Genomic DNA, 17,413 nt, shown 5'->3' with positions numbered 1-17,413 from the left:
CATAGGTAGGCGCCCGGTTGCAGCCGGTTGAGTGACGAGAACGAATTGTGAACTACCGGAGTAATCCCAGAGGCTTAGGCGCGCTTCTTCTCGATCGCGTCCCACAGCAGCGCTGCGATATCGGCGCCGCCGAAACGCTTGACCTCGCGAATGCCGGTTGGCGACGTGACGTTGATCTCCGTCATGTAGTCGCCGATGACATCGATGCCGACGAGTAGGAAGCCACGCTCGCGCAAGGCTGGACCGATGCGCGCGCAGATTTCAAGTTCGCGCGCCGTCAGTTCCGTTGGCTCAGGCCTTCCGCCGGCATGCATGTTGGAGCGCGCATCGTGTTCGGCCGGAACGCGGTTGATCGCGCCGACAGGCTCGCCGTCGACCAGAATGATGCGCTTGTCGCCCTTGCGCACGGCCGGCAGGTACCCTTGAGCGATAAAGGGCTCGCGGAACATCTGGCCGAACATTTCCATCAGCGAGGAAAAGTTGCGGTCGTCGCGGGTCGAATGGAATACACCGGCGCCACCATTGCCGTAGAGCGGCTTCAGAATGATATCGCCCTGCTCTTCGCGGAAACGGGCGATCTCTGCCGGATCCCTGGTGATCAGGGTCGGCGGCATCAGGTCGGCAAATTCGGTGACGAAGATCTTTTCCGGCGAATTGCGCACCCAGGCCGGATCGTTGACGACGAGCGTCTTCGGATGGATGCGCTCGAGCAGGTGCGTCGCGGTGATATAGGCCATATCGAAGGGCGGATCCTGGCGCAACAGCACCACATCCATCGTCGAAAGATCTATGCGTTCCGGCTGCCCCAGGGTGAAATGGTCGCCCTTCACGTCGCGCAGTTCCATCGGTTCGACGGTGGCGAAGATCTTGCCGTCGCGCATGCTGAGGCGATCCGGCGTGTAGTGGAACAGCCTGTAGCCACGGGCCTGCGCCTCAAGGCTCATGGCAAAGGTCGAGTCGCCCGCGATCCCGATCCCGGAAACATGGTCCATCTGGACCGCGACGTTGGTGATTTTCGCCATGACTGCATCCCCGTTGAAAAGCATGGCAGATTTAGGCTGCGCCGGGCAGGATGGCAACGGCGCAGCGCTTGAATTCTGCTCAACGTCGGATCAGTTTACAGAGCCCAGTATTTGCCGGATCGAAGCGCGTTGCGCATGCGGTACAGGATTGCCAGTGGCTCGGGGAAAGGCTTGCGCAGGAAGGCGATCTTGCGCACATAGCTGTCGACGCGCCAGGTTGCCCAGGTGCCGCCGCGGAAATAGGCGATGTCGCCGGCCCTCAGGGTTCGGCTCGCTCCGTCCGCGCCGGTGACATGCACCTCGCCTTCCTGGATCACAACCGTCTCGTCCCAGCTGAAGAACCAACGAAATTCGCCGGCGGTGCAGTCCCAGACAGCCGTCGAGCTTGCCTCGTCGGCACTGGTCGAATGCTGGCCGACACGCGCGACCGGAGCACCTTCGATGATCCAGTCCGGATTGATCGGCGACAGGTTCAGCTCGACCTGGTCGCCACTTGCGGCCACGACCGGCGGCGCTTCTTGCGTCTCACGACGCGGCGCGGCGAGCATGACGGCGGCCATTCCGGCGACCATGAGTTTTAAAGGCATCGTTGTTCCCCACCAAATTCGACGGGAACGTTACTGCCGGCGTCTCTAAGATTGGGTTCGCCGGATCGCTAAACTTTTAACGACCCGGCGAATTTCACGTCAAGCCAGGGCCGGTTCCGCGACAGAACGATCCGCATGCTGTCCGGCAATAGCTGGACCAGCAGCCAGGCGCTTGCCGTTTTCAGCCGAGAAGAAATGCAACTTTGATGGTGCTATCTTCAAAGGCAGACGGTCGGCCAAAAGCGCATGCGAGGCAACGACTGCGGTCAGTGGCTGTCCACCGACCAGGCCATGCACAAGCCGTTGCGCGCCCAGTTCCTCGACATAGTCGACGACGAGCGTCAGCGTGGTCTCGCCTTCCCCTGCTTCGGTCAGATCTTCCGCGCGCATGCCGATCCGCACCGGCCCGTCGGCGATCCCTTGTGCCTCGGTCGGCAACTCCACGTCACCGATGCGCAGACGACCGCCTTCGATGACGCCGTCGACGAGGTTCATCGCGGGCGAACCGATGAAGGAGGCGACAAAGGTCGAGGCCGGGCGATTGTAGACTTCAAGCGGCGTACCGATCTGCTCGATGATACCGCCATTCAGCACCACGAGACGGTCGGCCAGGGTCATGGCCTCAAGCTGGTCATGCGTGACGTAGATTGCCGTGGTCTTCAGCCGGCGCTGCAGCTTGCGGATTTCGCCGCGCATCGAGACGCGCAGCTTGGCATCGAGGTTCGACAACGGCTCGTCGAAGAGGAAGACGGCAGGCTTGCGGACAATCGCGCGGCCCATGGCGACACGCTGGCGCTGACCGCCGGACAGCGCGCGCGGCTTGCGAGCCAGATAGGGTTCGATCTCCAGCATGCGGGCGGCTTCTGCCACGCGCTCGGCGATCTCCGTCTTCGGCGTGCCGCGGTTCTTCAGGCCGTAAGCGAGATTGTCGTAGACGCTCATATGCGGATAGAGCGCATAATTCTGGAAGACCATGGCGATGTCGCGGTCAGCCGGCTCGACCTGGTTGACGACGCGGTCACCGATCGAGACCGTTCCTTCCGAGATCTCCTCGAGGCCGGCGACCATGCGCAGAAGCGTGGACTTGCCGCAGCCGGAGGGGCCGACGAGCACGATGAACTCGCCGTCCTCGATCTGGATGTCGACGCCGTTCACCGCCTTGGCGCCGCCGTCGTAGATTTTCGAAACCTGGTTGATATCGATGGAAGCCATTGGGGCAATCCTTCCTTACTTGTCTGTTTCGGTGAGGCCCTTGATGAACCAGCTCTGGAACACCACCACCACGAAGACGGGCGGCAGCATGGCGAGCACGGCCATGGCAAAGGCTTCGTTGTAATCGGGGATCTGCGAGCCGACCCAGACCTGCAGGATCTGCTTGATGCCGCGCATCAGGGTGTAGAAGCCCTCGTCGGTGGTCATCAGCATCGGCCAGAGATACTGGTTCCAGCCATAGACGAACATGATGATGAAGACGGCCGCGATCATGGTGCGCGACAAGGGCACCAGAACGTCGATGAAGAACTTCAGCGGACCGGCGCCGTCAATACGGGCTGCCTCCAGCAATTCGTCGGGCACCGACTTGAAGAACTGACGGAAGAAGAACGTTCCCGTGGCCGACGCCAGAAGCGGCAGGATCAGGCCCTGATAACTGTTGAGCAGGCCGAGATCGCTCATCACCTTGTAGGACGGCATGATGCGGACCTCCAGCGGCAGAAGCAGCGTGGTGAAGATCAGCCAGAAGGCAAACGTGCCAAAGCGGAAGCGGAAATAGACGATGGCGTAGGCGGCCAGCATCGACAGGACGATCTTGCCGATGGCAAAGCCGAGGCCGAGGATCAGCGAATTCATCGCCATGGTCAGGCCCGTGACCTGGCCGGTGAAACCGCCGCTCTTGAAGAGCACCTTGTCATAAGTCGTAGTGAAATCATCGCCGATGTTGAGCATCAGGCCGCTGGAATGGATTTCCGCTGCCGAATGGGTCGAGGTTGTGAAAGCGACGACCAGCGGCCCGAGCATGAAGATCACGCCGCAGATGAGAATGAGATGATCGAAGAACCTGGTACGATACATGACGTGATCCTCAGCCGTAGTGAACGCGACGTTCGATGAAGCGGAACTGGATCAGCGTCAGGACCAGGACGACGACCATCAGGATGACCGACTGGGCCGAGGACGAGCCGAGGTCGTTGCCGCGGAAGCCGTCGAGATAGACCTTGTAGACCAGCGTAATCGGATTGTTGGCCGGCTTGTCCTTCACGATCACGTCGATGATGCCGAAGGTGTCGAACAACGAATAGGTCATGTTGATGACCAGCAGGAAGAAGGCCGTCGGCGTCAGAAGCGGCAGGATAACCGTCCAGAAGCGGCGCGTGCCCGACTTGCAGTCGATGGCAGCCGCCTCGCGGATAGAGGCCGGGATGCCCTGCAGGCCAGAGAGGAAAAAGATGAAATTGTAGGGGATCTGGTTCCACACTGCGACCATGATCATGGCAAACGCGGTGTCGTAATAGTTGATGCCGACCTTCATGTCCCAGCCGAACAGGGCAACGAAACGCACGAAAGGGCCAATGTGCTGGTCGAACATCATCATGCCGATCAGGCCGGCCACCGGCGGGGCGATCGCATAGACGGCGATCAACAGCGTCTTGTAGGACGACTGTCCACGGATCACGGCATCGGCCTTCAGCGCCAAGAGCAGCCCGAACGACAGGGCGAGAAATGTGACGATCAGGCTGAAGCCTACGGTGAAGCGGGCAATCTTCTGGTATTCGGGCGAGCCCAGCGCATCGGTATAGTTCGACAGGCCGACAAAGCTCGATCCGAAACCGAAGGGGTCCTCGATGTAGAAGGACGAGGTGATCGCCTGGGCCGACGGCCAATAGAAGAAGATGGAAATGATCACGAACTGCGGCAGCAGCAAGAGATACGGCAGATAGCGGGAGTTAAACTGGACGCGCTTCATCGGAGCCCTTTCAACGCAAGTCCCCGGGGGCTCATCACCCCCGGGCTCATTCATGTGTCAGTGATGATCAACCGGCCGTCTTGGCGAAGCGGGCGAGCAGTTCGTCTGCTTCCTTCTTGATCGTCTCCATGGCTTCCTTCGGCGTGGTTTCGCCGGCGAAGATACGGTTGTATTCGCGTTCCATCACCGAGCGGATCTGCGGATAGAAACCGAGGCGATAGCCCTTGTCCCACTCGGCGCCCGGCAGCGACAGCTGCTGGATACCAACTTCAGCCGCCGGCTTTTCGTTGTAGTAGCCTTCGGACTTGGCCGCTTCATAGGCTGCCTTGGTGATGGCAACGTAGCCGGTCGCCTGGTGGTAGAACTTCTGCACATCGGTCGAGGTCAGGAAGTTGAAGAAGGAAGCCGTGCACTTGTTCTCGGCATCGGACTTGCCGGCCATTGCGAACAGGGCGGCACCGCCGATGAAGGAGTGAACGCCGGCACCCTTGATCGAACCCCAATAGGGCAGGAAGGTTGCGGAGAACGGCATGGTCGCAGTCTTCTGCAAGCCGCCGAAGGAACCGGACGAGCCGATCCAGAAGGCGGCCTTACCTTCTTCGAAGACCTTCTGGTTGTCGTTCCAGGCAGCACCGTAGTAGCCAAACAGGCCCTGATCGTACCAAGCCTTCAGCTTTTCATACATCATGACGTGGTTTTCATCGGTGACGTTGATCGTCGTGTCGACGACGCTGTCATAACCGTTGTTGTTCGAGGCGAACTGGATGTTGTTGCGCGAGAAAAAGTTCTCGGTGAACTGCCAGGTCAGCTGCGACTGGACGAGCGGCAGGTAGCCGGCTTCCTTCAGCTTCGGCGCGATGGTTTCGAACTCTTCCCAGGTCTTGGGAGCTTCGACGCCGGCCTTCTTGATGGCCTCATCATTGATATACATGATCGGTGCCGAAGAGTTGAACGGCATGCCGACGAACTTGCCGTCGCTGTCAGCGTAGAAGTAACGCACGCCCTCGATGAAGGCTTCGCGGTCAAAAGCAAAGCCGTTATCCTTGAGGAGGTCTTCAGCCGGGATGGTCGCGCCCTTGGCGTTGATGATGGTGGCCGCACCTGCGTCGAAGACCTGCAGGATGTTCGGCTGTTCGCCAGACCGGAAGGCGGCAATGCCGGATGCCAGGGCTTCCTCGTAGGAACCCTTCGATACGGGGGTGATGGCGCATTCTGCCTGAGCTGCGTTGAACTTCTGGGCAAGCTCGTTGATCACTTCGCCATTGCGGCCGCCCATACCGTGCCACCAGGTGATGTCGGTTGCGGCAAGTGTCGTCGATGCGGACATGGATACGGCCAGTGCGGCCAGGCAAATCTTCTTGATCATGGGTCAGATCCTCTCCACCGGTTGATTGGGGTGAGGCCTGCATTAGGCGCGCTGCATGACACGCCCTTGAAGCTTTCGTGACAGTGCTGTCACAATCAATAGGTTTCGGTCTTCCTATGTCGAAAGCAAAACGAAGCTAAAATGAATCCGGAAAATGACGGGGCCAGCGCCATGGCTGGACTACGATAATATCATATCGGTATGACAGGTTTGCCGCGTCCGGCTGGTGCCGCAGCCATTGATCACCTGCCGCGCGAATGCGCTTCTGGCTGGCAAATCCGACCGCGTCCACACCCGCCATCAGGTCACGACGCGCCTTTACCTCGACAAAAGCGATGAGATCACCCCGCCTTGCGACGATATCGATTTCCCCGACCTTTGTGCGGTAGCGGAAGGCCGTGAGCCGGTAGCCGCGCGTCAGCAGAAACAGCGCGGCAAGATATTCGGAGAAACGGCCATGCCGTTCGGCGCGGATCCGGCTGGCATCCCCGCGGCCGGATTTCACGCGGCACCCCGAAGCTCGAGCAGGCGCTGGTACAGTTCCTTGCGCGGCAGGCCGGTCAACTTGGCGGCTTCGGTGGCCGCCTTGGCGGTCGGCATGGTGATCGAAAGCTCTGTGAGCAGGCTGTCGACGTCGGCAGCGTCAGGCGCCGCATCGGGTGCCGGCGGGCCGATGACCAGGACGATCTCACCCTTGACCGTGCGCTCGGCAAACTCCTTTGCCAGTTCGCCGAGCGGCGCGCGGCGGAATTCCTCGAAAGTCTTGGTCAGTTCGCGACAGACCGAGGCCGGTCGTGCCTCGCCCAGTTCTTCAGACGCCGCGACCAGGGTGTCCGCAATGCGATGGGGGGATTCGAAGAAGATCAGCGTTGCCGGGATCTTGGCCAGCGCGTTCAGCCTGTCCCGGCGCGCCTTGTCCTTGGTCGGCAGGAAGCCGGCAAACAGGAAGGCATCATTGGGAAGGCCCGACCCGACCAAGGCGGCCAGCGGCGCGGATGCGCCGGGGATCGGCACGACCCGGTGACCGGCCTCGATGGCGAGTTGACCCAGTCGATAGCCGGGATCGGAGACCAGCGGTGTGCCGGCATCGGAGACAAGCGCCACTGATTTTCCTGCCTCGAGTGCTGCCAGAAGACGCGCGCCTGCCTCGTCGGCATTGTATTCGTGATAGGCATAGGGCCGATTTTCGATACCATAGCGATCGAGCAGAACCCGTGTGACGCGGGTATCCTCGCAGGCCAGGACGTCGGCACCGGCAAGCGTTTCAAGCGCCCTCAGAGTGATGTCGCTCAGGTTTCCGATCGGCGTCGCGACCAAGTAAAGTGCGGGCTCGAGCGGCCGCGCATTCACCAGCGTATCATTGACGCGGTAGCGCTTTGCGGCTGCAATCGGGGCGGTGGAATTGTCATGGCTTGTCATTGCGCCTTTATCCTCCAGCCACGCTTTGCGAGCAAGGGCGGTGGCGGGCGCAGCGGCAATAAACCATTCCAGCATTTCGTTTGCCCTTGCCCAAGTGGAAAACTGCCAAGCCTCTTGCTTTTGTGGTTCTTTTCCTGCCATTTTGCCCGTCCACATCGCCCGGCCCGGGGTCAGGCCGGCCTTAATTCGATCCGGGCAACCGGATGACGACATGTCGAAAGCGGAAGCGTCCATGCGTATTACACTTGAACGGTCCAATCTCCTGAAATCGCTGAACCATGTGCATCGCGTGGTCGAGCGTCGCAACACGATCCCGATCCTGTCGAACGTGCTGCTGAAAGCTGAGGGTGCAGCCCTCGACATGAAGGCCACGGACCTTGATCTGGAGATCACCGAAGGCACGCCGGCGATGGTCGAGCAGGCGGGAGCGACCACGGTCCCGGCACACCTGCTTTACGACATCGTCCGCAAACTGCCGGACGGGTCCGAAGTTCTTCTGGCCACCAATCCGGATGGCTCGACCATGACGGTTGCCTCAGGTCGCTCGAAATTCTCGCTGCAGTGCCTGCCGCAATCGGATTTCCCGGATCTGACGGCCGGAAGCTTCAGCCATTCGTTCAAGATCAAGGCATCGGACTTCAAGATGCTGATCGACCGGACCCAGTTTGCGATCTCGACCGAAGAGACCCGCTATTACCTGAACGGCATCTTCCTGCACACAATCGAAGCGGGCGGCGCCTTGAAGCTGCGTGCCGTTGCGACCGATGGCCACCGCCTGGCGCGGGCCGATGTCGATGCGCCATCCGGCTCGGAAGGCATGCCCGGCATCATCATTCCGCGCAAGACGGTCGGCGAATTGCAGAAGCTGATGGACAATCCGGAGCTGATCATCGCGATCGAGATCTCGGATTCGAAAATTCGCCTGACGATCGGCTCCATCGTTCTGACCTCCAAGCTGATCGATGGCACCTTCCCCGACTACCAGCGCGTCATCCCCACGGCAAACGACAAGGAAATGCGCATCGATTGCCAGAGCTTTGCCCAGGCCGTCGACCGTGTCTCGACGATTTCGTCGGAGCGCGGCCGTGCCGTGAAGCTCGCATTGTCGGATGGCCAGCTTCTGTTGACCGTCAACAACCCGGATTCCGGCAGCGCGACCGAAGAAGTGGCCGTCGGCTATGACAATGATGCGATGGAGATCGGCTTCAATGCCAAGTATCTTCTCGATATCACTGCGCAATTGTCGGGCGATGACGCCATCTTCCTGCTGGCGGATGCCGGCTCTCCGACGCTGATCCGCGACACGGCCGGCGTCGATGCGCTGTATGTGCTCATGCCGATGCGCGTTTAGCCCAACCTCGGGAAAATTGCCTGGGGGCGGCATCTGGCCTTGTATTTGCGACAGTTTGCTCCGAAATTGCTACGCAGCGATTTGCATGACGTAAATTGAAAACAGGGATACGGCGATGGCTTTGCGTTTGAAGCAGCGGTTCGAGAAGAAATTCAACGAAGAGATTCGTTTCTTCAAAGGCATGATGCAGGGTCCAAAGCAGGTTGGCGCCATCGTGCCAACCTCATCCATCACCGCCCGGAAGATGGCCAGCGTCGTCAATCCGCATTCCGGCCTGCCGGTTCTGGAGCTTGGCCCCGGGACCGGAGTGATCACCAAGGCGATCCTTGCGCGCGGTGTCGCGCCGGAAAAACTTGTTTCCGTCGAATATTCCGAAGATTTCTTTCATCATCTGGTTCAGGGCTATCCGGGGGTGCATTTCGTCCAGGGCGACGCCTTTGACCTGAAAACAACGCTCGGCGAACTCGCCGGCCAGACATTCGACAGCGTCGTTTCTGCCGTGCCACTGTTGAATTTCCCGATGGAAACACGCATTCGTCTGCTGGAAGACCTGCTGGATCGCGTCCCGGCGGGGCGGCCGGTCGTGCAGATCTCCTACGGCCCGATGTCACCCATCGTTGCCAAGCCGCACAGCTATCATATCCAACATTTCGATTTCATCGTGCGCAATATCCCGCCCGCACAGCTCTGGATCTACCGCCGGGGCTGAACCCCATGTTCGGCCTTTACATCACCCATCCGCAGGTAATGATCGATCCGCTGGTCCCCGTTCCGCAATGGGGACTATCCGAGGTCGGTCGCCAGAGGGCAGAGCAAACGGCACAGCGCCCCTGGGTCTGCAGCCTGAAACGCATCATTTCCAGCAATGAAGTGAAAGCGGTCGAGACGGCGGAAATCCTGGCCAGCGGCGCGGGCGTCGGTTTCGAGCGCGTCGAGGCCATGCACGAAAACGACCGATCGGCGACCGGCTTTCTGGAACCCGCCGCATTTGAAGCTGCTGCCGACTGGTTCTTTGCCCATCCCGAGGAGAGCTTTCGCGGCTGGGAGCGTGCGATCGATGCACAGCGGCGGATCGTCGAAGCCGTCTTCGGGATCCTTTCCGATCACGACCCGCGCCAGCCAGTGGCCTTTGTCGGCCATGGCGGCGTCGGAACACTGCTGAAATGCCATTTCTCCGGGCTGCCGATTGCCCGGAATTCCGACCAACCTGGCGGCGGCGGCAATCTCTTTGCCTTCACACTTGATGATCGACGCCTCACCTGCGACTGGACCGCCATGGAACACTGGCAACCGTAGCCTGCTGCTGTCGCATAAAGCTATTTACTCGCAGAGATCGCGCAGCGCATGTCCGCGCCTGATCTCGACGGTCCGGGCGTTGGGCAGGTTGATGTAACCGTCCTGGCGCAGCTTGGCAAAGGCCCTCGAAACGGTCTCGATCGTCATTCCCAGGTAGTCGGCGATATCGATGCGCGACATCGGAAGCTCGGTATGCTCCAGATCACCCTGACGGCTTGAGATATCGAGAAGGAAACTGACGATGCGCTCAAGCGCTGTCTGCCGGCCAACGACCAGCAGATGCTCCTGGGCGCGAACCATTTCATGCAGCGCCAGCGACAGCAATTCGTGCGAGGTTTCTGCGCTGTCATGCTGACTGTAGGCGCGAAGTCCGCTCTCGGTAATCGATTCAGCAAAAAAACCATGCGTCAGGCCCGGCTCGAAACCGAATGTCTCGCCAGCCAGATGAAACGCGATGATCTGGCGCCGGCCGTCGGTCAACAGCCGGTAGATGCGCACGGCGCCGTAAGCGACCTTGTAGAAGGTGCCCGCCTTGTCTCCCGGGCCATAGATCTCTTCGTCGGTGGCAAAGTTGATCACCAGTTGCGGCTTGGCAAAGCCGGTCACGGCAGCGGGGAACCGGGAACCGAATTTCGGTGTCGAAGCAGCATGGGGTGCGGCGTTGAAACTGGCGTGCATGTCCGTTCTCCTCGGTTCGGTGAACGGACAATGCAACAGCGGCGACAGCCGGGAAATTCGGTTATGACACTACGGGTTTTTACTTAGGCATGAGCGGGGATCGACAGCGCGCGCACCACAGCGAGGATATCCGACCCCTGCGATGGCTTGTAGATCACCCGGGCGCCAGCCACGTCGACGTGGGAGCCAAGCCCGTCCGCCAGCAGAATGATCGGCGCGGCAAGTCCGATCATCTCGATCGAGGTTACCGGCAGCGCCTGCTCATCGATGATAAAGCAGAGAAAGCGTTGATTGTCCTGCGCCGCCCAGTGCCAATCCTGGTCAGAAATAAATTCCGACACAAAGCCTTCCGCTGCCAGGGCAAAAGCCAGCGACTGCCCCAAGGCATGGTCGGCAGCCAGAATGGCAATGGGTTTGACGGCAGGCAAGGCGGTCTCTCACATCTCGACGGACAATCCGCCATGCTGCATGGCTAGACCACTTGCCGCCATTATGCCTTGCGCCAGATCAAAGGTTTCGCAATCACCTTCCCGATCACTGCGGGCCGAAACCGGCAGACATCGCCATGCGCACCAGTTGCGGCAAGCTTTTTGCCTTCATCTTGGTCATCACATTCGCCCGGTGAACCTCTACCGTGCGCGGGCTGATATCGAGATCATAGGCAATGCTCTTGTTGGGCAGGCCGGCGACCACCGCCGACAGCACCTGCCTTTCGCGTTCGCTCAGGGTGGCCACCCGGTCGCGAATCTCGACGATCGTTTCTCCATCATCCACACTACCGGCAAGCTGGATCGCTGCACGCCTGATCGCGTCGATGATGACCGTATCCTCGAACGGCTTTTCGATAAAATCCGAGGCACCGGCCTTCATCGCCTCGACGGCCATGGGGATGTCACCATGGCCGGTGATGACGATGGAGGGGACCTTCAGTTTCATCGCGGCAAGCCGGCGCACGAGGTCGATGCCGCTCATTTCCGGCATTCTGAGATCGGTGATCAGAACCGCGTTGCGGGCATTGGGTGCAAACTCCGCAAAGGCTGCTGCCGTCTCATGAATGCGGACAGCGAAACCGTTCATGGTCAGCAGGAAAGCCAGCGACTTGCGCACAGGTTCTTCGTCATCGACGATATGAACGGTGAAATCAGCGATCTGCATTGGCAATGCCCTCATTGAACGACGGGAGCGTGAAGCGGAAGCTTGCGCCCCCCGAGGCGTTTTTCGACACGGTCATCTCCCCGCCATGCGCTTCGACGATACGTTTCGAAATCGACAGGCCAATGCCCATACCGCCTGACTTGGTGGTGACGAAGGGCTTGAACAGGTCCTGGGCGATCTCATCGGAAATTCCAGGCCCCGTGTCCTGTACTTCCACGGCGATTTCGCCTTCGCTGTTCAGCCGGGTTCGAACGGTCAATTCGCGGTAGGGGGAATCCTTCATCGCCTCGATCGCATTGCGCATCAGATTGATCAGGATCTGCTGGATCTGGATGCGGTCGATCATCGCCATTTCGGCGCCGGGAGCGAAGTCGAAGACGGTTCTAACGCCCTTCTCCTTCGAGCCGGCCAGCGCCAGCGCACCGGATTCCTCGATCACCTGGCGGATGTTCTCCGGCGTCTTGTCCGTTTCGCCCTTGGTGACGAATTCACGCAAGTGCTTGATGATCTGCCCGGCCCGAAGCGACTGCTCGGCCGCCGCCTCAAGGGCCTCACGAACCATCACCATCTTCGGATCGCCTGCATCCTGGAGCAGGCGGACACAGCCGTGAACATAGTTGGCTATTGCCGACAGCGGCTGGTTGAGTTCGTGCGCGAGGGTCGATGCCATTTCGCCCATCTCGTTCATGCGGGCAAGCCGCGCCAGTTCACCCTGCGTTTCATGCAACCGCGCGGCCGTTTCTTCACGTTCCGTCAGGTCGCGGATGAAGCCGGTGAAAAAGGTCTGTCCGCCGGAATGCATTTCGCCGACGGCCAGCTTCATCGGGAAGGTCGAACCGTCCTTGCGCCGCCCGACAACCACACGGTCGACGCCGATGATCCGCTTTTCGCCGGTATGAAGATAGCGTTCGATATAGCCGTCATGTTCCCGCCGATAGGGCTCGGGCATCAGGATCCTCAGGTTCTGACCGACAACCTCGTCTTCCGAATAGCCAAATTGCCGGACGGCGGCGGCATTGAATGAGACGATCGTGCCATCGCGCGTGCTGACGACCGTCGCATCGAGGACCGTATCGAGGATCGAGCGGAGATGCGCCTCGCGCGAGGCAAGCGTCGCTTCGGCCGTCCGGATCACCCGGCGAACGGACTGCAGCATTTCGCCAACGACGCCGATCGCGATGCCGACAAAGGCGAAGATCGACAGCGGCACGAGAGCGGACATGCCGGCATGGCCAATGATCGAGGCGGCCGCCAGAGAGGACAGCATCAAGGCAAGCAGGGTCGGCTTGAGGCCACCGACGGCGGCGACCAGTAGGATTGGCGGAATGAAGATTATGAACGGTGCGTTGTCGGCAAGCAGTCCCTCCAGCGCCAGCCGGATGGCGAAAGCCAAGGCGACCGACAGGACAGCCAGGATATAGGGATAGGCCGTCGGCAGTCGGCGCTTGACCAGGGCATTGACCGTCCGCATCGAAACCATATCTGCAAACATGAACTGTATATCCAACGATAGAAATTGTTCGACATCTCTAGCACAGCGGATTTGCCCGTCGATGGCGTCGCGATGCGACGGCGCCACGCTCTTGTGGATTGTCAATTCACCCTAGCAGGTGACCGCCATTTTCCAAACCTGAAGTAGCAACCACGTGCCTTTGCCACCGCTCATCCCGCACAGCACCTGCAAAGGCTACGTCACGCTGAACGCGCTCTGAGATAGGTGCTGGGAGAACTTCCCAGCATGCGGCGAAACATGGTGGTGAACGCTGCGATATTCTCATAGCCGGCATCAAGCGCCACATTCGTCACCGGTTCTCCTGCCGCCAGTTTCGGCAGGGAAGCGAACAGACAGGCCTGCTGTCGCCAGGTGACGAAACTGACGCCCGTTTCGGACCTGAACAGGCGGGTGAAGGAGCGCCGGCTCATGCCCAGGTCACGGGCCCAGTCATCAATGCCGGCATTGGCCGCGGGTGTCTTGAGAAAACGGCGGCAGAGGCATGCCAGTCGTTCGTCCTCCGGGAACGGCAGACCCAGCGGCCTCTCCTGCAAGTGGCTGATTTCATCCAGCAGCAGCTCCATGATCAGCCTCTGCCGGCGAACTGACAAGGGCCGCAGATCAACCAGCACAAGCTCTTCCATCAGGCTCCTGCCAAGACCGGTGATCTCGACAACTTTCGGCCCGCTCGCTCCGGCAACGGACGGATCGACATAGATCGAATGCATCTCGACTTCGCTGATCATCTCGGTGGAATGCTCAAGTCCCGCGGGAATGATCAGACCGTGCCCCGGCGGGATCATCCACCGCCCATCGGTGGTGCTGACCAGGACCACGCCACGGCGCGCGCACCAGAGTTGGGTCTTGTTATGCGAATGCAAAGGAACACGGAAGCCGGCAGGATACAGCCTGCCGAGCGCGACAACAGGCTCCGCTGCAGCATTGATCCAGTTCAGACTCTGCGCATGCTCATTGTCCAACAGATTTTTGACGCCGGTCAGATCGATAATACGCATTTGGCCCACTCTCGAAAGAACACGACCAGAGCACAAAAGCAGGCCATGAGCAATCTCTGTAACACACGGTCCTGCCGTGCAGATTGCACAGGGCGGAATGGGCGACTGGAGAACATCGATATGGCAAGCGTAACAGCAACCGGCGGGCATGACGTGCAACGGACCGCCTATTCGATCATTGTCGCTGCCAGTTTCTGCCACATGCTGAACGACATCATGCAGTCGCTGCTGACATCGCTCTACCCCCTTCTCAAGGCCAATTATGCGCTGGATTTCGTGCAGATCGGCCTGCTGACCTTCGCCTTCCAGGTGACGGCATCGTTGCTGCAGCCGGCCGTCGGCGTCATCACCGATCGCTGGCCGATGCCGTTCTCGCTGCCTGCCGCCATGCTGTCGACCTGCGCCGGCCTGTTCACGCTCGCCTACGCGCATGAATTCTACGTGCTGATCATCGGCGCATGCCTGATCGGCATTGGCTCGGCGATCTTCCATCCGGAAGCCTCGCGCGTCGCACGTCTCGCATCCGGCGGCCGACATGGCTTTGCCCAGTCACTGTTTCAGGTGGGTGGCAATACGGGCACGGCGATCGGGCCGCTGCTGGCTGCCTTCATCGTCATCCCGCGCGGACAGACCAGCCTCAGCGGCTTTACCGTCATCGCGCTCGTCGGCTTTGCCGTGCTGTCCTGGGTCAGCGTCTGGTATACCCGTCATCGCCGCAGCACCGCCGGCCGCGCGCCGGCCAGCCGCGCCTTGCCGCTGCCACGCAACAAGGTTCTGATGACGCTTGTCGTCCTCGTCGTGCTGACGGCAACCAAGAATGCCTATCTGGCCAGCCTGTCGAGCTACTTCACCTTCTTCACCATCGAGAAATTCGGGGTCTCCGTTCAGGATGCCCAGTTGCTGCTGTTCCTGTTCCTCGGCGCTTCGGCGGCAGGCGTCTTTCTCGGCGGTCCGATCGGCGACAGGTTCGGCGCCCGCATCGTGATCTGGTTCTCGATCCTCGGCGTCATCCCCTTCGCCCTGATGCTGCCTTATGCCAACCTGTTCTGGACCTCGGTTCTCGTTGTGCTAATCGGCTTCATCTTCTCCTCCGCATTCTCGGCCATCGTGGTCTTCGCCCAGGAACTCGTGCCCGGCCGTGTCGGTCTGGTCGCCGGGATGTTCTTCGGTTTCGCCTTCGGTTTCGGCGGGATCGGTGCGGCGGTGCTCGGTGTGTTTGCCGATCGCGAGGGGATCGAATTCGTCTACCGGATCTGCTCCTACCTGCCGCTTCTGGGTTTGCTGACCATCCTGCTGCCACGACTGCCCGGCCACCGCTGACCGTGGTGCGGGCTCCGGCATCCCAGCGAAATAGTGACGGAGGGACGCGCCCAGGCGCGTCCTTTCCAATTTGAAGTCGGATGTCCTCCGTTTGACGATTTGCATCCTTCCTCGGCCATGACAGGTTGCTGACAGTTTCATGTGGTGCATAGTGTTCACCAACATCCGTGGAGGCGGATGAGTGGAACGGTTCGGGAGGAACCCCCTTAAACACGCACAGCCTTTGACGGCGATCGCTGCGTGTCACCCAAGTCTCTCCCGATGAGTTTTAAACGCGTCAAAGACGCGACAACGGAGGACACCACCTTGAAGAAACTGTTTCTCGCATCGCTGATCGCCGGCGCCATGTCGCTGCCGGCATTCGCTGCCGACTACACCATCATTGCACCGGCCAATCCAGGCGGCGGCTGGGACCAGACGGCCCGCTCGATCCAGACCGTCATGCAGCAGGAAGGCATTTCCGGCAACGTCCAGGTCCAGAACGTTCCTGGCGCCGGCGGCACCATCGGTCTTGCCCAGTTTGCCAGCCAGGCTGCCGGCAATCCCAACTCCCTGATCGTCGGCGGCTATGTCATGGTCGGCGCCATCCTGACCAACAAGTCGCCCGTCACCCTGAAGGACGTCACACCGATCGCACGCCTGACCGGCGAATACGAAGCGATCGTCGTTCCGGCCTCCTCGCCCTTCCAGACCATGGGCGACCTGGTCGAAGCGCTGAAGAAGGATCCGGGTTCGGTTTCCTGGGGCGGCGGCTCGGCCGGCGGCACGGACCACATCGCAGTCGGCCTGATTGCGAAAGCAGCCGGTGTTGATCCGACCAAGATCAACTACATCGCATTCTCCGGCGGTGGCGAAGCGCTTGCGGCCATTCTCGGCAGCCAGGTTTCGGCCGGCATTTCCGGTTACGGCGAATTCGAATCCCAGGTGAAGTCCGGCACCCTGCGCCTGCTCGCCATCTCCAGCGCCGAGCGCCTTGCCAATGTCGACGGTCCTACCCTGAAGGAATCCGGCCTCGACGTCGTGGTCGAAAACTGGCGCATGATTGCCGCGGCTCCGGGCCTGACGGACGAACAGAAGGCAGCTGTTTCGGCCGACATCGAAAAGCTGGCCAAGTCTGCCGGCTGGCAGGAAACGCTGAAGACCAAGGGCTGGCAGGATACCTATCTGGCCGGCGCTGCGTTTGATGAACAGCTGGCCAAGGATGTTGCAGCGACGGAAACCGTCCTGAAAGACATCGGATTGGTGAAATGAGCGGGAACAACCTCCCCGAATCATCGCCACGCCGCCCCGATGGGGCGGCGCTTGGCGTGGCGGTCGTTCTTGCCGTGATCGCGGGCGTCATCCTCTGGGATGCCGCACACCTGGCTGCGCTGACCGCCTATTCGCCGGTCGGACCGGCGACCGTTCCCTATGTCGTCGCCTTCGGCCTGCTCGGGCTGGCCGTCTGGACCGTCTTTGCCGCGATGCGCCGGGACTTCCCCGAACGGGAACACCAGGAAATCGGTCCGGTCATCTGGATCATCGGCGGCCTGGCGGCGCAGATGCTGCTGCTCAAGGCAGCCGGCTTCTCGATCGCCACGGGGCTGCTGTTTGCCGCCACCGCCTATGCCTTCGGGCGGCGCAAGCTGTGGGTCTCCATACCCGTCGGCATCGTGCTGTCCTTTGTTGTCTGGCTGATTTTCGCCCGGCTGCTGCAGCTCTCGCTGCCGGCTGGACCGATCGAACGCCTGTTTATCTGAGGGTCGACTG

At 60.6% G+C, this 17,413-nt stretch carries 19 protein-coding genes; 6 read left to right on the top strand and 13 right to left on the bottom strand.

The annotated features are described in order from the left end of the window. Nucleotides 1–74 precede the first annotated feature (74 nt). The 8 genes from gshB to rsmI all read right to left on the bottom strand — a co-directional run bounded on the left by gshB (nt 75) and on the right by rsmI (nt 7,356). Nucleotides 75–1,022 (bottom strand): glutathione synthase, encoded by a 948-nt coding sequence (gene gshB, locus GVK95_RS01560; RefSeq protein WP_159946112.1) that lies wholly within the window; start codon nt 1,020–1,022, stop codon nt 75–77. 95 nt (nt 1,023–1,117) lie between these two features. Continuing rightward, complete coding sequence (locus GVK95_RS01555; protein WP_159946111.1) at nt 1,118–1,609, bottom strand: cupin domain-containing protein; 492 nt, start codon at nt 1,607–1,609, stop codon at nt 1,118–1,120. A 99-nt stretch (nt 1,610–1,708) separates the two neighbouring features. Further along, on the bottom strand, nt 1,709–2,821 hold the full coding sequence (locus tag GVK95_RS01550) for a sn-glycerol-3-phosphate import ATP-binding protein UgpC (RefSeq protein ID WP_159946110.1): 1,113 nt from the start codon (nt 2,819–2,821) through the stop codon (nt 1,709–1,711). Nucleotides 2,822–2,836: 15 nt separating this feature from the next. Beyond that, entirely contained in the window at nt 2,837–3,679 is an 843-nt protein-coding gene (locus tag GVK95_RS01545; RefSeq protein WP_159946109.1) for an ABC transporter permease subunit, read from the bottom strand. Between the two features lie 10 nt (nt 3,680–3,689). Then, entirely contained in the window at nt 3,690–4,571 is an 882-nt protein-coding gene (locus tag GVK95_RS01540) for an ABC transporter permease subunit (RefSeq protein WP_159946108.1), read from the bottom strand. A 67-nt stretch (nt 4,572–4,638) separates the two neighbouring features. Further along, nucleotides 4,639–5,937, bottom strand: coding sequence for an extracellular solute-binding protein (locus GVK95_RS01535; RefSeq protein WP_159946107.1), 1,299 nt, complete (start codon nt 5,935–5,937; stop codon nt 4,639–4,641). Nucleotides 5,938–6,073: 136 nt separating this feature from the next. Next, complete coding sequence (locus GVK95_RS01530; RefSeq protein WP_159946106.1) at nt 6,074–6,442, bottom strand: YraN family protein; 369 nt, start codon at nt 6,440–6,442, stop codon at nt 6,074–6,076. Then, nucleotides 6,439–7,356, bottom strand: coding sequence for a 16S rRNA (cytidine(1402)-2'-O)-methyltransferase (gene rsmI, locus GVK95_RS01525; RefSeq protein WP_159946105.1), 918 nt, complete (start codon nt 7,354–7,356; stop codon nt 6,439–6,441). Before rsmI ends, GVK95_RS01530 begins: the two co-directional genes overlap by 4 nt. 232 nt (nt 7,357–7,588) lie before the next feature. On the opposite strand from rsmI, the gene dnaN reads away from it, so the two are divergent. From dnaN to GVK95_RS01510, 3 genes are all read left to right on the top strand, one after another. Then, nucleotides 7,589–8,707, top strand: coding sequence for a DNA polymerase III subunit beta (dnaN, locus tag GVK95_RS01520; RefSeq protein WP_159946104.1), 1,119 nt, complete (start codon nt 7,589–7,591; stop codon nt 8,705–8,707). Between the two features lie 115 nt (nt 8,708–8,822). After that, the gene (pmtA, locus tag GVK95_RS01515) at nt 8,823–9,416 is read left to right on the top strand and encodes a phospholipid N-methyltransferase PmtA (protein ID WP_159946103.1); all 594 of its coding nucleotides are present in this window, start codon (nt 8,823–8,825) and stop codon (nt 9,414–9,416) included. A 5-nt stretch (nt 9,417–9,421) separates the two neighbouring features. After that, entirely contained in the window at nt 9,422–10,003 is a 582-nt protein-coding gene (locus GVK95_RS01510) for a histidine phosphatase family protein (RefSeq protein ID WP_159946102.1), read from the top strand. 24 nt (nt 10,004–10,027) lie between these two features. Here GVK95_RS01510 and GVK95_RS01505 read toward each other — a convergent pair whose 3' ends face one another. From GVK95_RS01505 to GVK95_RS01485, 5 genes are all read right to left on the bottom strand, one after another. Next, a complete protein-coding gene (locus GVK95_RS01505; RefSeq protein ID WP_159946101.1) occupies nt 10,028–10,681 on the bottom strand; it encodes a helix-turn-helix domain-containing protein in 654 nt (217 codons plus the stop codon). A gap of 83 nt (nt 10,682–10,764) precedes the next feature. After that, nucleotides 10,765–11,109 (bottom strand): hypothetical protein, encoded by a 345-nt coding sequence (locus tag GVK95_RS01500; RefSeq protein ID WP_159946100.1) that lies wholly within the window; start codon nt 11,107–11,109, stop codon nt 10,765–10,767. Nucleotides 11,110–11,215: 106 nt separating this feature from the next. Further along, a complete protein-coding gene (gene fixJ / locus GVK95_RS01495; protein ID WP_200844213.1) occupies nt 11,216–11,830 on the bottom strand; it encodes a response regulator FixJ in 615 nt (204 codons plus the stop codon). Continuing rightward, nucleotides 11,823–13,316 (bottom strand): PAS domain-containing sensor histidine kinase, encoded by a 1,494-nt coding sequence (locus GVK95_RS01490; RefSeq protein WP_244618652.1) that lies wholly within the window; start codon nt 13,314–13,316, stop codon nt 11,823–11,825. Before GVK95_RS01490 ends, fixJ begins: the two co-directional genes overlap by 8 nt. A gap of 212 nt (nt 13,317–13,528) precedes the next feature. Continuing rightward, a complete protein-coding gene (locus GVK95_RS01485; protein ID WP_159946097.1) occupies nt 13,529–14,344 on the bottom strand; it encodes a helix-turn-helix transcriptional regulator in 816 nt (271 codons plus the stop codon). 120 nt (nt 14,345–14,464) lie between these two features. On the opposite strand from GVK95_RS01485, the gene GVK95_RS01480 reads away from it, so the two are divergent. From GVK95_RS01480 to GVK95_RS01470, 3 genes are all read left to right on the top strand, one after another. After that, nucleotides 14,465–15,664 carry an MFS transporter gene (locus GVK95_RS01480; protein ID WP_159946096.1) on the top strand — a complete coding sequence of 400 codons (1,200 nt, stop codon included), beginning with the start codon at nt 14,465–14,467 and terminating at the stop codon, nt 15,662–15,664. 306 nt (nt 15,665–15,970) lie between these two features. Then, nucleotides 15,971–16,915, top strand: a complete 945-nt coding sequence (locus tag GVK95_RS01475) for a tripartite tricarboxylate transporter substrate binding protein (RefSeq protein WP_159946095.1) — start codon at nt 15,971–15,973, stop codon at nt 16,913–16,915. Next, nucleotides 16,912–17,403 (top strand): tripartite tricarboxylate transporter TctB family protein, encoded by a 492-nt coding sequence (locus GVK95_RS01470; protein ID WP_159946094.1) that lies wholly within the window; start codon nt 16,912–16,914, stop codon nt 17,401–17,403. The genes GVK95_RS01475 and GVK95_RS01470 overlap by 4 nt, the downstream gene beginning before the upstream one ends. Nucleotides 17,404–17,413: the final 10 nt, after the last annotated feature.

The sequence above is a fragment of the Rhizobium sp. 18065 genome, from assembly GCF_902706095.1.
Classification (GTDB): Bacteria; Pseudomonadota; Alphaproteobacteria; order Rhizobiales; family Rhizobiaceae; genus Allorhizobium.
This window is presented reverse-complemented; position numbering and strand designations above follow the sequence as displayed.

Coding starts and splice junctions, on each gene's coding strand:
- GVK95_RS01555 (WP_159946111.1), bottom strand. CDS start 1,609: ATGCCTTTAAAACTCATGGTCGCCGGAATGGCCGCCGTCATGCTCGCC.
- GVK95_RS01535 (WP_159946107.1), bottom strand. CDS start 5,937: ATGATCAAGAAGATTTGCCTGGCCGCACTGGCCGTATCCATGTCCGCA.
- gshB (WP_159946112.1), bottom strand. CDS start 1,022: ATGGCGAAAATCACCAACGTCGCGGTCCAGATGGACCATGTTTCCGGG.
- pmtA (WP_159946103.1), top strand. CDS start 8,823: ATGGCTTTGCGTTTGAAGCAGCGGTTCGAGAAGAAATTCAACGAAGAG.
- GVK95_RS01510 (WP_159946102.1), top strand. CDS start 9,422: ATGTTCGGCCTTTACATCACCCATCCGCAGGTAATGATCGATCCGCTG.
- rsmI (WP_159946105.1), bottom strand. CDS start 7,356: ATGACAAGCCATGACAATTCCACCGCCCCGATTGCAGCCGCAAAGCGC.
- GVK95_RS01490 (WP_244618652.1), bottom strand. CDS start 13,316: ATGGTTTCGATGCGGACGGTCAATGCCCTGGTCAAGCGCCGACTGCCG.
- GVK95_RS01505 (WP_159946101.1), bottom strand. CDS start 10,681: ATGCACGCCAGTTTCAACGCCGCACCCCATGCTGCTTCGACACCGAAA.
- GVK95_RS01480 (WP_159946096.1), top strand. CDS start 14,465: ATGGCAAGCGTAACAGCAACCGGCGGGCATGACGTGCAACGGACCGCC.
- GVK95_RS01470 (WP_159946094.1), top strand. CDS start 16,912: ATGAGCGGGAACAACCTCCCCGAATCATCGCCACGCCGCCCCGATGGG.
- dnaN (WP_159946104.1), top strand. CDS start 7,589: ATGCGTATTACACTTGAACGGTCCAATCTCCTGAAATCGCTGAACCAT.
- GVK95_RS01540 (WP_159946108.1), bottom strand. CDS start 4,571: ATGAAGCGCGTCCAGTTTAACTCCCGCTATCTGCCGTATCTCTTGCTG.
- GVK95_RS01485 (WP_159946097.1), bottom strand. CDS start 14,344: ATGCGTATTATCGATCTGACCGGCGTCAAAAATCTGTTGGACAATGAG.
- GVK95_RS01550 (WP_159946110.1), bottom strand. CDS start 2,821: ATGGCTTCCATCGATATCAACCAGGTTTCGAAAATCTACGACGGCGGC.
- GVK95_RS01545 (WP_159946109.1), bottom strand. CDS start 3,679: ATGTATCGTACCAGGTTCTTCGATCATCTCATTCTCATCTGCGGCGTG.